The sequence below is a fragment of the Streptomyces sp. NPDC059142 genome (assembly GCF_042755665.1).
Classification (GTDB): domain Bacteria; phylum Actinomycetota; class Actinomycetes; order Streptomycetales; family Streptomycetaceae; genus Streptomyces.
Genome location: NZ_JBHZDA010000034.1, coordinates 21,100 through 35,651, shown reverse-complemented (window position 1 = coordinate 35,651; position 14,552 = coordinate 21,100). Strand labels below are relative to the sequence as shown.

12 protein-coding genes and 1 pseudogene are annotated in these 14,552 nt (G+C 72.5%); 4 read left to right on the top strand and 9 right to left on the bottom strand.

Features of this window, described 5'->3' with window-relative positions:
• Nucleotides 1-4: 4 nt before the first annotated feature.
• From ACFXPK_RS15285 to ACFXPK_RS15270, 4 genes are all read right to left on the bottom strand, one after another.
• Nucleotides 5-454 carry a copper chaperone PCu(A)C gene (locus ACFXPK_RS15285; RefSeq protein WP_384995655.1) on the bottom strand — a complete coding sequence of 150 codons (450 nt, stop codon included), beginning with the start codon at nt 452-454 and terminating at the stop codon, nt 5-7.
• Complete coding sequence (locus ACFXPK_RS15280; protein WP_384995658.1) at nt 451-1,110, bottom strand: SCO family protein; 660 nt, start codon at nt 1,108-1,110, stop codon at nt 451-453. Before ACFXPK_RS15280 ends, ACFXPK_RS15285 begins: the two co-directional genes overlap by 4 nt.
• Before the next feature lie 146 nt (nt 1,111-1,256).
• Nucleotides 1,257-2,057, bottom strand: a complete 801-nt coding sequence (locus ACFXPK_RS15275) for a YcnI family protein (protein ID WP_384995661.1) — start codon at nt 2,055-2,057, stop codon at nt 1,257-1,259.
• Nucleotides 2,058-2,264: 207 nt separating this feature from the next.
• Complete coding sequence (locus ACFXPK_RS15270; protein ID WP_385075442.1) at nt 2,265-3,086, bottom strand: hypothetical protein; 822 nt, start codon at nt 3,084-3,086, stop codon at nt 2,265-2,267.
• 241 nt (nt 3,087-3,327) lie between these two features.
• Between ACFXPK_RS15270 and ACFXPK_RS15265 the strand changes: the two genes are divergently transcribed.
• The gene (locus tag ACFXPK_RS15265; RefSeq protein ID WP_384995666.1) at nt 3,328-3,792 is read left to right on the top strand and encodes an ATP-binding protein; all 465 of its coding nucleotides are present in this window, start codon (nt 3,328-3,330) and stop codon (nt 3,790-3,792) included.
• A gap of 134 nt (nt 3,793-3,926) precedes the next feature.
• Here the strand turns inward: ACFXPK_RS15265 and ACFXPK_RS15260 are convergent, their stop codons facing one another.
• Both ACFXPK_RS15260 and ACFXPK_RS15255 read right to left on the bottom strand, forming a co-directional pair.
• The gene (locus ACFXPK_RS15260) at nt 3,927-5,408 is read right to left on the bottom strand and encodes an aminopeptidase P family protein (RefSeq protein WP_384995669.1); all 1,482 of its coding nucleotides are present in this window, start codon (nt 5,406-5,408) and stop codon (nt 3,927-3,929) included.
• 75 nt (nt 5,409-5,483) lie between these two features.
• Nucleotides 5,484-7,153, bottom strand: a pseudogene (locus ACFXPK_RS15255) (PP2C family protein-serine/threonine phosphatase).
• A gap of 632 nt (nt 7,154-7,785) precedes the next feature.
• Between ACFXPK_RS15255 and ACFXPK_RS15250 the strand changes: the two are divergent.
• Nucleotides 7,786-8,478, top strand: coding sequence for a bifunctional DNA primase/polymerase (locus ACFXPK_RS15250; RefSeq protein ID WP_385002650.1), 693 nt, complete (start codon nt 7,786-7,788; stop codon nt 8,476-8,478).
• A 566-nt stretch (nt 8,479-9,044) separates the two neighbouring features.
• Nucleotides 9,045-9,425 carry a hypothetical protein gene (locus ACFXPK_RS15245; protein ID WP_385075439.1) on the top strand — a complete coding sequence of 127 codons (381 nt, stop codon included), beginning with the start codon at nt 9,045-9,047 and terminating at the stop codon, nt 9,423-9,425.
• Nucleotides 9,426-9,875: 450 nt separating this feature from the next.
• Here ACFXPK_RS15245 and ACFXPK_RS15240 read toward each other — a convergent pair whose 3' ends face one another.
• From ACFXPK_RS15240 to ACFXPK_RS15230, 3 genes are all read right to left on the bottom strand, one after another.
• Entirely contained in the window at nt 9,876-10,841 is a 966-nt protein-coding gene (locus ACFXPK_RS15240) for a DUF5926 family protein (RefSeq protein ID WP_385075436.1), read from the bottom strand.
• Nucleotides 10,842-11,039: 198 nt separating this feature from the next.
• Complete coding sequence (locus ACFXPK_RS15235; protein WP_385007561.1) at nt 11,040-11,747, bottom strand: ATP-binding protein; 708 nt, start codon at nt 11,745-11,747, stop codon at nt 11,040-11,042.
• Between the two features lie 84 nt (nt 11,748-11,831).
• A complete protein-coding gene (locus tag ACFXPK_RS15230; RefSeq protein ID WP_385075433.1) occupies nt 11,832-12,686 on the bottom strand; it encodes a glycerophosphodiester phosphodiesterase in 855 nt (284 codons plus the stop codon).
• 216 nt (nt 12,687-12,902) lie between these two features.
• On the opposite strand from ACFXPK_RS15230, the gene ACFXPK_RS15225 reads away from it, so the two are divergent.
• Entirely contained in the window at nt 12,903-14,546 is a 1,644-nt protein-coding gene (locus ACFXPK_RS15225; RefSeq protein ID WP_385075430.1) for a trypsin-like peptidase domain-containing protein, read from the top strand.
• The last annotated feature ends 6 nt before the right edge of the window (nt 14,547-14,552 follow it).

Below are 14,552 nucleotides of genomic sequence, written 5' to 3'. Positions count from 1 at the left end.
GGCCTCAGTGGTGGGCGGGGTTGTAGTTGGTCTCCTTCACGGGAAGTTCGACCTTGATGGGGTCGGTCTTCTCGAAGTGCAGCTCGATGCCGACCTTCTGGCCCTGCGCGGGGCGGGACTTGAGGTTCATGAACATGAGGTGGTTGCCCCCGCGTTCGAGATCCAGTTCGCCGCCGGCGGGGATGTCGAAGGACTTCACCTCCCGCATCGTCCGGTTCTCGGTCCGATGGATGGTGACGTCGTCCGAGATGTCGCTGGTGACGGAGGTGAGCCGGTCGGCGGTGTCGCCGCTGTTGGTGACGGTGAGGAAGCCCGCGCCGAGGTCGCTGACGGGGCGGGGCATGTAGCCCTCGCCGACCTTGAGTTCCGGGGGTCCGGGTGAGGAACAGGCGGTCAGCGTGAGCGTGGCGGTGAGGCCGATGGTGAGTACGAGGGCGGTGGTGCGCCGGTTCACGGGTTCTCGCCCTTGATGAGCTTCGGGAGATCCTTGGCGTAGTCGTCGGCGGCGGCGTCCTCGCCGTACAGCACGTACCCGGCGTCGGTCTTCGGCGAGAACGCGATGACCTGGGTGCCGTGCATGGAGACGGTGGTGCCGTCCTTCTCCTTCTTGGGGGCATCGATGCCGATGCCGAGCTGGCGCGCGCCCGCCTGGATGGTCGGGAAGTCGCCGGTCAGCCCGACGAACGACGGGTCGCCCGCGCTGGGCAGCCACTTGGCGAGTTCGGCGGAGGTGTCCCGCTCGGGGTCGGTGGTGACGAAGACGACCTGGAGCTTCTCCTGGTCCGCCTTGCTCAGCGACTTCCTGGCGATGGCGATGTTGCTCATCGTCAGGGGGCAGACGTCCGGGCAGTTGGTGTAGCCGAAGTAGATGAGCGTCGGCTTGCCCTTGGTCTCCTCGCGGAGGTCGTACTCCTTGCCGTGGGTGTCCTTGAGGACGAGGTTCGGCTTCTTGAAGGGCTGGTCGAGCACCGTCGCGGCCTGGGTCCTGGCCTGGGTGGAGACATCGGCGACCGGCTTCGCGGAGTCGTCGCCGCTGCCGCAGGCGGTGAGGGTGAGTGCTGCCACGGCCGCGAGGGCGGCCGCGGTGGTCACGGTCTTCTGGGTGCGCATAGGGCTGTTCCTGGTGTGAGTGCGGTGGCGGCCGGACGAGCGGGGCCGGGAGTCCCAGCCTCGCTCGCCACGACCGCGTCGTACGGGGTGCGGCGGATACGGCGTGTCAGGGCCGTCCGTCGTCGGACGTCCTGCGGACCGGTGGGTCAGGCGGTGGTACGGCGCCGGCCGGCCAGTACGCCGAAGGCCACCCCCGCCGCGCCGACGACGATGCCGACGACACCGAGGACGCGTGCGGTCGTGTCGCTGCTGTCGGCGGAGGCCGTCGTGGTGGCGCCGTTCTTCGGGTCGCCGGTCGTGGCCGCGGCCTTGTCGGCGGTGTCGGAGGCGGAGTCGTCGTGGCCGGAGCCGGCGGCGCCGTGCCCGTCACCCGTGGCCGCGGTGAGCTTCAGCACCGGCGCGGGGCTCTCGGGCTCCTCCGCGCCCTCCTTGGTCTCCTCGATCCAGCGGACGACTTCCTTGTTGTCGTACGTCTGGAGGGCCTTGAAGACCAGCTGGTCGGTGTCCTCGGGAAGCTGCCCGACGGAGAGCGGGAACTGCTGGAACTCACCGGGGCCGATCTTGCCGCCGTCGGAGGTCCAGGTGACCTTGGAGACGGCCTCGGTGATGGTGTTGCCGTGCATCGTCAGCGGCTTGGCGAGCTTCTCCTTGGCCACGCTGGCCTTCCAGCCGGGCACGGGCTGCGGCATCACGGAGGCCAGCGGGTGGTCGGCCGGGAGGCTCACCTCGACCTTGGTGGTGGAGGCGTCGTCCCGCTCGTTGGGCACCTTGAAGTTGATGACGGCGTAGCCGCCTTTGGCGGCCTCGCCCTGGGGCTGCACGCTCACATGCGCGGAGGCGGGCCCGGCCAGCAGGAACAGGGCGGAGACGGCGACACCGCCGACGACGGAGAGACGGGCGACGGCCGGGGAGCCGGAGGACGACGACGGGGAGAAGGCTCGGAACACGGAACACTCCACAGGATGAGGGAAGCGGTGATCGGTCGGTGGGCATGGCCGGAGGCTCACCCGGCCCTGACCTGCCGAGGCGCGCGCGAGGGCGGGCGCGACGGCACGGCGGCACTCCCCGGCCGCACGGGTACCGAAAGGAGACGGACCTGCACGGCACGCGGAAGCGTGTGCCGTGAGCCGTGCGGGGGCGCGGGGGTGGTCGCGTCAGGCCGCGAGAGCGCAGACGGCCGGCGGCCCGCGCCTGATCACCGTGTGCTGGAGTGTCTCCCCGGCCGGTACCGGATGAGCGCCGTACGCGCGGGTGCGCGCGGCGCGCGGACCGGGCGCGGGCACGCCGGGGAGCCCGGCGCACAGGGCCCGTACGAGCGCCAGAGCGGCGCACAGGGCGCGCAGCGGCGCGCTCTCCGCGACCTCGCCGATGCCGTCCGCCGAGAGCTTGCCGAGCCGGAGCAGCGCGAGGTCGCCGCGGCGCAGCAGCCAGCCGGCCGCGACGGCGGCCAGCAGGTGCGCGAGCATCATCGGTACGGAGGGCAGCAGTCCGTCGGCCGGGGCCGCGAGCGGTCCGGTGGCCGCGGCGCCTGCCGACGCCATGTGGTCGTGGACGCCACCCGCCGCCGGGCCCGGTGCGGGAACGCCCGCCTCGGCCAGGACACGCTGCGCGTCGACGGGGCTCATCGAGTTGGCGCCCGCCCCGCAGACGAATCGCGCGGCCATCCGGATCAGTACGTCGTCGCCGCCCGCCGGGACGTGGAGCTTGTGCTGGCCGATGCCGAAGAGGGTGTGCAGACCGAGCTGGCCGCCCGCCAGGGCGACGACGACGGTCCCGGTGGAGCGGGCACGCCCCGCGAGAGGCGCGGCGACCGCGAAGACCCCCAGGAACCCGACGAGCAGGGTCCACCAGGGAACGGACGCGCAGGCCGCCACGGCGTGCCCCGTCGCCGACAGCACGACACAGACCGCGGTGAACACCGCGGCCCTCAGCAGCCGCGGGGCGGCTGCGGCACGTATGCGGACGGGACTGGACATGGCCGGGTCATCATCGCACTGCGGCACCCGGCCCCGTAGGGCAGGTCCGGAAGGTCAGCGTCTGCCCCATGTCAGCCCTTTCCATGCATGGATTCGCCCTATACACGGGGCGCATCCCCCTCGCATCCGCCGAATGAGGGCTATCACGTCAATCGTGTGCTTACGGGGCGGCCGTAGGGGCAATACGTATCGGTATGTCGAGCCGCAGCAGCCTGAACAGCCGCAGCCAGGAGGCTGACACATGAGCATCTGGTGGTCTCTCCACTTGCGACGTGAAGCAGCGAGTGTTCCGCTCGCCCGGCGCCTTCTGCTCGACGCCATGCGGACCGCCGGGGTCGACCCGGACATCTCGTTCGATCTGTCGGTCGCCCTCACCGAGGCGTGCGCGAACGCCGTCGAGCACGGCGGGGATGAACGTTCCTCCGGGGAGGCGCCCGGCGCCTACCGGGTGACCGCGTATCTCGACGGTGAGCGCTGCCGTATCGAAGTGGCCGACTCCGGTCCCGGTTTCCCGTCCCGGCGGGTGGTGCGCCGCAGCGCCCCGGCCGCCGCGCCTCCCGCGACCGCCGAGAACGGCCGCGGGCTCCGCATGATCGAGCAGTTCGCCGACCACGTGCACTTCCGCAACCGGCCGGGGCACGGCGCCGTCGTCAGCTTCGACAAGGTCCTGAAGTGGCGCGGGGACGCCCTGCTGAGCGTGGGGTAGACCCGAGAGCCCGGCGCCCCGCAGGCCGGCTGACGCATCGGTCGGTGACGCACCGGCCGGGCGACCCACGAGCCGGGTGACACACCGGCCGGAGGACGGCCCGCGTGGTGCGGGCCGTCCCGGCCGGAAGGAGGTCAGGACCGCTTGAGCGCCGCCATCCACGCCTCGACCTCGTCGGCCCTGCGCGGCAGCCCCGCCGACAGGTTCCGGTTCCCGTCCTCCGTGACGAGGATGTCGTCCTCGATCCGGACGCCGATGCCCCGGTACTCCTCCGGCACCGTCAGATCGTCGGCCTGGAAGTAGAGCCCCGGCTCGACGGTCAGGCACATGCCCGGCTCCAGCGTCCCGTCCACGTACGCCTCGCGCCGCGCGGCGGCGCAGTCGTGGACGTCCAGACCGAGCATGTGGCCGGTGCCGTGCAGCGTCCAGCGGCGCTGGAGCCCCAGGTCGAGGACCCGCTCGACCGGGCCCTCCAGCAGCCCCCACTCGACGAGCTTCTCGGCGAGCACGCGCTGCGAGGCGTCGTGGAAGTCCCGGTACTTCGCGCCGGGCCTGACCGCCGCGATGCCCGCCTCCTGGGAGGCGTACACCGCGTCGTAGATCTTCCGCTGGATCTCGCTGTACGTGCCGTTGATCGGCAGCGTGCGCGTGACATCGGCGGTGTAGAGGCTGTGCGTCTCGACACCGGCGTCGAGCAGCAGCAGGTCCCCGGAGCGCACGTCGCCGTCGTTGCGCACCCAGTGCAGGGTGGTCGCGTGCGGGCCGGCCGCGCAGATCGAGCCGTAACCGATGTCGTTGCCCTCGACGCGGGCGCGCAGGAAGAAGGTTCCCTCGATGTAGCGCTCGCTGGTCGCCTCGGCCTTGTCGAGGATCCGTACGACGTCCTCGAAGCCGCGCACCGTCGAGTCGACGGCCTTCTGGAGCTCACCGATCTCGAAGGCGTCCTTCACGGCGCGCGCCTCGGAGAGATGGGCGCGCAGCTCCTCGTCCCGCTCGGCGGTGACCTTGTCGGTCAGCGCCTCCTCGATCCCGGCGTCGTGTCCGCGGACGGTACGGACGGGGCCGGTGGCCGCCCGGAGCGCCTCGGGCAGCTCCCGTACGTCCTTGGCGGGCAGGCCGAGAAGCTGCTCCGCCTCGTCGAGCGAGTGGCGGCGGCCGACCCACAGCTCGCCCTGGCCGTCGAGCCAGAACTCGCCGTTCTCGCGGTTGGAGCGGGGCAGCAGATAGACCGTCGCCCGGTGGCCCTCGGCCTTCGGCTCCAGGACGAGGACACCGTCCTGGGTCTGGTCGCCGGTGAGGTACGCGTACTCCGTGGACGCCCGGAAGGCGTACTCGGTGTCGTTCGAGCGGGTCTTCAGGTTCCCGGCGGGGACCACCAGACGCTCGCCGGGGAAGCGCGCGGAGAGCGCGGCGCGCCGGGCCGCGGTCTCCGCCGCCTGCGGGATGGGGCGCAGGCCGTGCAGCGCGGTGTCGGCCCAGCCGGACTTCATGTTCTCTGCGAGCTCGTCGGACACGCCCGGGTACAGACCGTTCTTCCGCTGCTTGATGGGTTCTTCCGCCGACTCAGGGGTCTCCGGTTCCGGTTCGGGTGTCTCCGGGGTGAGCTCTTCAGCCACGTCTTCTCCTCGTACGAAAGCCCATTTTTTCCATCGTATGTGTGAGAGGAAGCGAGGCCGGATCTCTGTGAGGAATCAGTCGAAGCGGGCAGCGAGCAGGATGACGTCCTCGCCGCCGTCCTCCCGGCGTCCTTCTCTCCTGTGTCCCTGGGGGAACAGGACCCGAAGGACATGGTCCGCGACGTCCCCGGGATCGTTCCGCGCGGACGGCGGGACGCTCGCCGCCGCCGCGTGCAGCCGGGCGAAGGCGCGGTCCATGGAGTCGCCGGTACGGCGCAGCAGCCCATCTGTGTAAAGGAGCAACGTTTCACCGTGCGCGGCCCACAGTTCCACGCTCGGTGCCTGCCAGCAGGAGAGCATGCCGAGCGGCGCGGAGAGGGTCGTCTCGACGTACTCGGTACGCCGGTCCCCGACGATCAGCGGGGGCGCGTGCCCCGCCCCGGCGAACACGATCTTGCGCGGGCCGGGCTCGGCGTACGCGAAGAGCGCGGTGGCCGTCCGGGTGGGTTCGGTGAGCCGGAGGAGCAGCTCCAGGTCGGAGAGGACGGCGACGGGGTCCTCGCCCTCCATCACGGCGTACGCGCGCAGGGCGGCGCGCAGCCGGGCGGTGGCGGCGAGCGCGGCGGGGCCCGAGCCGCTGACCGAGCCCACGGACAGGCTCAGGGCGCCCTCGGGCAGCGGCAGCGCGTCGTACCAGTCGCCGCCGTACGGGGGCGAGGACGGGGAGCCGGCCGGGGCGCCGCCGGGCGGCCACGGGGTGCTGTGGCGCGCTGCCAGCCGTACGCCCGGGATCCGGGGCAGCGCGCCGGGGCGCAGCTCCTCGGCGAGCGCGGCGGCGCGGGCGCGGGTCCGTTCCAGCTCCAGCAGCCGGGCGAGGTGGGCGGCGGCGTGGCGGGCGTAGAGGCCGACCAGGCGGCGCAGACGCTCCGCCGGTTCGGCGGGCCCGTCGTACAACCAGACCGCCACGCCGAGCTGTCCGGAACACGCCGGGTCCGGGGAGGTGCCCGGCGGTGGACCGGTGGCCGCGCCGGTGCGCAGGGGTACGGCGTAACTCGCCCCGTAGCCGAGGCGGGCGGCGACCTCGCGCTGAAGCCGGTCCGTGGCGGGGTCCCCGAACAGATCGCGTTCGGCCACCCCGTCGGCCATGGGGTCGGCGGACGGAGAGCGGCCGGGCCCGGACGCCGACCGTACGGATCCGGACACCGGTGCGGCCCCCGGGGCCGCATCGGAGGGGGAGCCGGCACCGTCGAGGAGGAGCCGGCCGTACGCGGTCGCGTGGCGCGGCACGGTCTCCAGATGGCCGAGATCGGCGGGCGAGAGGCCGAACCCGACGGTGGTGACGGGGCCGAGTCCGTCGGCCGGTTCCAGTACCACCAGGCCGCGCGGGGCGCCGACCAGCGCGGCCCCGGCGCGCAGCAGTTCGTCGAGGGCGGCGCCCGGCGAACCGGTTCTGGACAGCCGTTCCACGAGCTCGTGGAGCGTGGTCAGATCGGAGACCCAGCCGGCCAGCCGGTCCTGGATCAGGGCGCCGGGCGGCGCCGGGATGACGTCACGCGACGCGGCAGTGTGCGCGGAAGCGGTGATCGCTGAATCGATTCCAGCCACTTTCGGCGCGTTAGGGGCGCTCATGACGGTGGCTCCCCGGTGGGTGCGTTTCGCTCAATAGCATCGCAAACCCCCATGTCATTCTGCACGGCTGGCATTGCATCCACATGTACACGCACAGCGGACGCAATGTCCAGCATTGTCCTGGCGCAGCGGTGGGTTTCTGTGGGATCCTGAACTTGTCCAAAAATTGACCCCCCTGACCATGTTTTGCGATCGACTGAGGGCGTTCAACAGGGGATCTGCCAGGGCTTGAGTTCCGCGACAACCCTGGTGGAGCGTCATGGGGCGTCATTCCGAACGCGAGCGTCATTCCGAACGTGCTGGGTACGTAAACGGTGACGGACGGGGGCAGTTGGGACCGCCCGGAACCTGGCGGCGGGCCATGGCGTCTTAACCGCCGTAGGCCACGCCCCGTCCCCCGGAGTGGCGAGAAAAGCACAGCGGGACAGCGGGAAACAAAGCGCCCTACCAAGCGCGACACGCGACAGCGGAACAGCGAGCGCCATGCGCACGCCACTCCTCGCCACACGTTCCACCCCGTTCGAACCACGCGACGAAGCGAAGCGAAGAAGTAACGACGACCGTCCGTGATCGGTCCGGGTACGGTGCGACGCGCCGCGGATCAGGAGCGACTGTCCGCTCGTCGGGCAGAGGACGGCCGAGCGCTGGAAGCTGGAAGTACGCACGGTGAAGTGATGCACGCACATGCACACGCAGGGTGTCAGTGTCATGTGGACCCTCGGCGTTCAACGGAAAGGAACGAGCGCTCATGCGCGAGATCCTCGGAAGGCGACGCAGGCTCCGGCTCCGGCGCAAGGGGAGCAAGAAGAGTCCTGCCCAGCTCGACGCGGCGCTCATCTGCGCCTCGGAATGGGGTTGGCCCGTACTCCCCGGTGCCGGCCTCAAGGCGGCCGGCGGACGCGGGACCCGCGGTCAGGGCTGCGCCTGCCCCGACCCCGAATGTGTCGTACCAGGCGCCCACCCCTTCGATCCCGGCCTCCTCGCGGCGACCACCGACGCGCGCATGGTGCGCTGGTGGTGGAACAACCGCCCCACGGCCCCGATCGTCCTGGCCACCGGAGGCGCCGCGCCGTGCGCGGTGAGCCTGCCGGCCGTCGCCGGCGCGCGGGCGCTGGTGGAGCTGGACCGGATGGGCATGCGGCTCGGCCCGGTCGTGGCGACGCCCACGCGCTGGTCGCTGCTGGTGGCCCCGTACACCCTCGAACAGCTCGGTGAGCTGCTGTACGCGAAGGACTGGGTGCCCAGTTCGCTGCGGTTCCACGGCGAGGGCGGCTATCTCGTCCTGCCGCCGTCCGAGGCGGCCGGCGGGCAGGTCCGCTGGGAGCGCGAGCCCCTGGCGGGGTCGGCGGCGCCCTGGCTGCCGGACGTGGAGGCGGTCGTGGACGCGCTGGTGGAGGCCAGCACCGGAGCGCCGGACGGCGGCAGCAGGCTCGCGTACTGAAGCGCCGGGCGGGGCGACGGGCGGGCGCCGGGCGGCGGCAGGTGACGGGCCGGTCGCGTCCCGCCCGGACCGCCCGCGGGCCGGCCGTGTCACTCGTACGGGTGTGAGCCGGGCCGAGTTGTCCGGGAAGCGGCCGCGCGGTGTCCCTGAGCGGCCTGTTCCGCCGTTATCTTCGGCCCACCATGAATCTCCGCATGATCGGGCTCTCGGCCGCCGTGGTGTGCGCCGCACTGGTGCCGCTGGTGGCCTCCGCCGGCTCCCTGGGCCCCTCCCTGGACTCCTTGGGCTCCCTGGGCTCCTCCGGCCCGGGAGCCGTCACAGGGACCTCCACCGCGCCCGTACGGGCCCCCGCGCCGGACACCGCGGACGCGGGGTCGCGTACGGACGCCGGGCCCGGGCCCGCGCGGGCGGGGGGGCAACCTCCCCCACACACCCCCATACCCCCCCACGCCCCCTCGCCCCCGGGCGCGGGCCCCCCCCCGCCCCGCGCGCGGCCCCCCCGCGCGCCCAAAGCTCCCGAAAGCGCCGAAGCCCCCGCCGACGCCAAGGCGCCCGGGGACGGAGCGGTGCGGACCGTCGAGCTGTGCGGGCCCGAAGTCGCCTCCTCCGAAGGTGTCGAGGCGCAGACATGCGTCCTGTCCGACGGTCCGGCCGGGGACGGCGACACCTGGGGCCGTACTTACTATCGCAACGCGACCGGCGGTGAACTGCTCGCCGTCCTGAGCCTGATGGGCCCGCGCGGGCGCACCGTACAGACACATTGCGTGATCGCCGCCGACGACGGACCGGCGACCTGTGAAACGCCCCGCGAGCCGTCCCGGGGAAAGCGCTCCGGCTATCTGGCGATGGCGGAGTTCGCGGCGACGGGGGAGGGCGGGAGCGGGGCGGAGGACCGGCCCCTGCTGTTGCGTTCGGGAAGCAACTCCCCCGACTCGGCGCTCCGTTGACCCGAAGACCGACAGAACCGGGCGGGACGGGGAACGCGAACGCCCGGTCGCTGGCGACGGGGGATGCACCAGCGACCGGGCTTCTAGAACGGTAACAAGAGATCGGCCGTTAGCAAATTCGATCCGGCGTATTCAGACAACGAATTACTTGCCAGTACGGCAAGGTGTGACTGGTATCACCGAACTCTTGTGAACTTCTGTGGACTTCCGTGGAACCCTTTGGGATCGCAACCCCGCAGGACCGCGCGGCCCCTTCGGGCGGGGGCCGGCCGGGCGCACGGGAGCCCGCCGGACCGTGGTCCGACGGGCTCCGTCCACTCCGTACGACCGTCCACTCGGTACGACAAGACCGTCCACTCGATACGACCGTTCACTCCGTACGGCTGCGCTGGGCCCGCGCGAGGGCGGTCACCCACCGGGGCGCCCTCGCGCGGATCCGTGCGGCTCCGGTCAGCTCAGCGTCACCTGGCGGTTGGTGAGGCCGCCGCGCGCCCGGCGCTCGTCGCCCGTCAGCGGCGACTCGTCGGCGAGGGCCGTCGCCAGCCGCTCGGCGAACTCCGCCGCGGGCTTCTCGCACTCCTCCGCGCCCATCGCGCTCGGCAGGTCCCACACCGGGACGGTCAGGCCGTGCGCCCGGAAGGAGCCGACCAGCCGGGTGCCCTCGCCGAGGCTCGACGTGCCCGCCGCGTGCAGCCGCGCGAGCGCGTCCAGCAGCTTCTCCTCGGGGTGCGGCATGACCCAGCGCAGGTGGTTCTTCTCCGGCGTCTCGCACCAGTACGCGGCGTCCGTGCCGGAGAGGAGGGCGGTCGGGATGGCGGCGGCGTTGGCGCGCTCCAGGGAGGCGGTCACCTCGGCCGAACTGTTCTCCGCGTCCGGCACCCAGAACTCGAACCCGGGGTGCACGACCGGGGTGAACGGCGCCGAGGGGTCCAGCAGGTCCTGGAGGCGCGGGCCGTCCGCGGGCACCCGGTGGGCGGCCACCGGCCGGCCCGGCTCGGAGGCCAGCGCCCGCCGCAGGGTGTCGGCGAGGTCGCGGCTCAGGTCGCCGGAGGACGTGTCGTTCTGGAGCGCGAGCAGCACGGAACCGTCGTCGCGGCGCAGCGCGGGCCAGGCCATCGGCAGGACGGTCGCGAGCGTGACGGAGGGCACGCCGTCGGGCAGCCCGTCCTTGAGCGTCAGTTCGGCGGTGGCGGCGGGCACCAGTTCGCGCAGCGCGACCCAGTCGCACTCACCGGCCAGGCCCTCGAAGGGACGCTGGACCAGCTCGGTGACGGCGTGCGCGGCGGCCCGGCCGTGACACGCCTTGTAGCGGCGGCCCGAATCGCACGGGCAGGGTTCGCGGGCCCCCACCACCGGGACGGGGCCGTCCTTGAGCTGAGCCTTCGCGGCCTTCGTCTGGGGGCGCTTCTTGGCCATGGTGGCTATCTCCCGGGAACGGCGATGCGGTGTCGGCGTGAGCCTAGCGTTCCGCTCGCGCGCGTCCCGGCCGTACGGCACGCACAGGGGAGCGCGGGGCGCCCGGGGCGCGCCCGTACACCCCCTCGTCCGCCCTGAGGAGCCCGGGGAACCCGAGGAACCCGCAGGGAGGGACGAGGGGTACGGCGGCTACGCGCGTCACTCCTTGTCGTGACGGGAGTCCGCGAAATCCAGTCCGCCGAGGTCGTCGATCCGGCTGAGCCCGCCGAGCCCGTCCAGCGCCTCGAAGCCGTCCAGCCCGTCGAGATCGTCGAGGTCGTCGAGATCCCCGAGCCCCGTCAGGGCGGGGGCCGTGACGCGGGTGGCGAAGTCCTCGCGGCGGTGGCCCTCGGTGACGATCACCCAGACGGTGACCTCACCGGTCGCGCTGTCCCGTACGCCCCACTCCTTGGCCAGCGCCGAGATGATGTTGAGACCCCGGCCGCCGCGGGCCGTGACCGAGGGCGTGGCCGGGACGGGCCGGGTCGGGCCGCCGCCGTCCGTCACCTCGACGGTCAGCCGCCCCGCCTTGTCGACGCGCCACTCCGCGCGGATGTCGCCGTCGCCGATCTCCGCGTGCCCCAGGGGCCTGCCGTGGCGGCACGCGTTGCTGACGAGTTCGGAGAGGATCAGTACGGCGTCGTCGACGACCGACTCCGGCACCCCGCTGCGGCCCAACTGCTCCCGCATACGGTGCCGTGCCTGACCCACGCCCGCAGGGCCATGGGGAACGGCCATGCAAGACGACGTGGGTACTTCCTGTGTCACCACGAACGCCACCCCCGAGACCTCCTTTGCCCCACGCCACGGTGTGAATGCCCCAACGGCCTGAGCCGGAAACCGGCCGGACACGAGGCTTTGACGCACTCGTGCCGATCGCCTTTACGACGAACGCGCCGGTGCACACCCCGCCGCCCTCCGCGGGGGCGCGGTGGCCGGGTACGGCAGGTGTCAGACGGGCCGGCCGAGCTGGGACAGCACCTGACGGGGGCGGTTGGTGATGATCGCGTCGACACCGAGACGTACACAGAGGTCGACGTCCTCCGGTTCGTTCACCGTCCACACGTGGACGCGGTGGCCCGCCTGCTGGAGCCGGGTGATGTAGCCGGGGTGGTTACGGACGATGCGCATCCCGGGCCCGGCGATACGCGCGCCGGCGGGCAGCCGTCCGTCGCGCAGCCGCGGGGAGACGAACTGCATCAGGTACACGGTGGGGAGCTGCGGCGCGGCGTTCGCGATCCGGTGCAGCGAGCGCGCGGAGAAGCTCATGATCCGTACGCGCGACTCCGCGGCCCCGGAGGCATCCGTACCGCCCGGGGTGCCCGGACCTCCGGAGGTGCCCGGACCTCCGGAGGTGTCCAGGCCGAAGCGGCGCAGCAGGTGCAGCAGCCGGTCCTCCACCTGGCCGGCCCAGCGGGTGGGATGTTTGGTCTCGATGGCGAGCTGGAGGGGGCGGCCGGCGTCCGCGACGAGTTCGAGGAGCCGTTCCAGCGTCAGTACGGAGGTGAGTTCCGGGTCCCGCCAGTCGGGGCTCTCCTCGCTGTCCTTCCAGGAGCCGAAGTCGAGCGTCGCGAGATCGGCCAGCTCCAGGGCGGAGACAGCGCCGCGTCCGTTGGAGGTGCGGTTGACGCGCCGGTCATGGACACAGACGAGGTGGCCGTCGGCGGTGAGCCGTACGTCGCACTCAAGGGCGTCCGCACCGTCCTCGATGGCTTTCGTGTACGCGGCCAGGGTGTGCTCGGGGGCGTCCTCCGAGGCTCCGCGGTGGGCGACGACCTGGATGCTGTGCTGCCGTGCTTGGGTCACCGCGTCATGGTGCCATCGTGACGGGGTAGACGGGTGTTCGACGGGGACCGTTCCGGGGTCTCCGCCAGGCACGTCCGTAATGTCCGTAGTAAAGGTTGGCGGGCAGATACACAGGTCCTGCTTACAGTGGTCTGACGTGCTGTGGGAAAAGCTGACCGCAGACACGTGCACAGCGGACTCTTGCCGAAGACCGAGTGGAACCGAGGAGAAAGAGTTGTGAGCACCGAGAACGAGGGCACCGCGGGCCCCGCCGTCCCGTCCGTACCTCCCGTACCGGATGCCGCTCCCGCGGGCACACCCGCGTCCGCTCCGCGAGAGGTCGCACGAGAGGCCGCGTCCGAGCCGACGGACCCGCAGCAGCCGGGACAGCAGCAGCACGGTCACCAGCCCCCGCCCCCGCCCGCGGGGACCCCTGCCTCGCATGACGCCGCCCCGGGGACGCCCGCCCCGCAGATGCCGGGAGCGGCGCCGGAGCAGCCCGCGGGCGCCCCGCCTCGGCCCGGCGAGGCCGCGCCGTCCCCGTACACGGCTCCCGCCCCCGCCTACCCCGCGCCGGAGTACGCGGCGCCCGCACCGCCCCCGGGCCCCGTCCCGGCCGGCGCGTCCGTGGGCGCGCCCACCGCGGCGCAGCCCGCCGGGGCCGGCTGGCCCCCGCCCCCGCCCGCGCTCCCCTCCTACGGAGGCGGCGGTGACGGCGCCGTCTGGGGCGCGCCGGTGCCGGGCCACGAACCGAAGCCTCCGCGCGGTCGCGGGGGCGGGCTGATCGCCGCCGTGCTCGTGGCCGCGCTCGTCGCGGGCGGCGTCGGCGGCGGCATCGGCTACTGGGCGGCGGAGAACAACGGCGGAGCCACGGATTCCACGACCGTCTCCGCCGCGGACACCCCGCAGGAGGTCAAGCGGGACGCGGGTACGGTCGCCTCGGTGGCCGCCAAGTCACTGCCGAGCGTCGTCACCATCGAGGCGAAGGGCGGCAACGGCGAGGGCGGTACGGGCACCGGCTTCGTCTACGACAAGGAAGGCCACATCCTCACCAACAATCACGTGGTGGCCTCCGCGGCCCAGGGCGGTGACCTGACGGCGACCTTCTCCAACGGCAAGAAGTACAACGCCGAGGTCGTCGGCCGGGCCGAGGGCTACGACGTGGCGGTCGTGAAGCTGAAGAACGCGCCCTCCGGTCTCACCCCTCTCCCCCTCGCCAACTCGGAGCAGGTGGCGGTGGGCGACACGACGATCGCGATCGGCGCGCCCTTCGGCCTCTCCAACACGGTGACGACGGGCATCATCAGCGCCAAGAACCGCCCGGTCGCCTCCGGCGACGGCTCGGGCTCCGGCAACTCGTACATGAGCGCCCTCCAGACGGACGCGTCGATCAACCCCGGCAACTCCGGCGGCCCGCTGCTGGACGCGCGGGGCGCGGTCATCGGCATCAACTCGGCCATCCAGTCGGCGGGCAGCGGCGGCCTGGGCCAGTCCCAGGCGGGCTCGATCGGCCTCGGCTTCGCCATCCCGGTCAACCAGGCGAAGAACGTCGCCGAGCAGCTCATCAGGACGGGCAAGCCGGTCTACCCGGTGATCGGCGCGACGGTCACGATGACCGAGTCGAGCGAGGGCGCCACGATCGCCGCGAACGGCGAGGGCGGTACGCCCGCGGTCTCCCCGAACGGCCCTGCGGCCAAGGCGGGCCTGAAGGCCGGTGACGTCATCACGAAGTTCAACAACATCCCGATCGACAGCGGCCCGACCCTGATCGGCCAGATCTGGACCCACCAGCCGGGCGACAAGGTCACGATCACCTACAAGCGCGGCGGCAAGGAGTCCACGGCCCAGGTCACGCTGGGCGAACGCGAAGGCGAAAGCTGAGGCCGA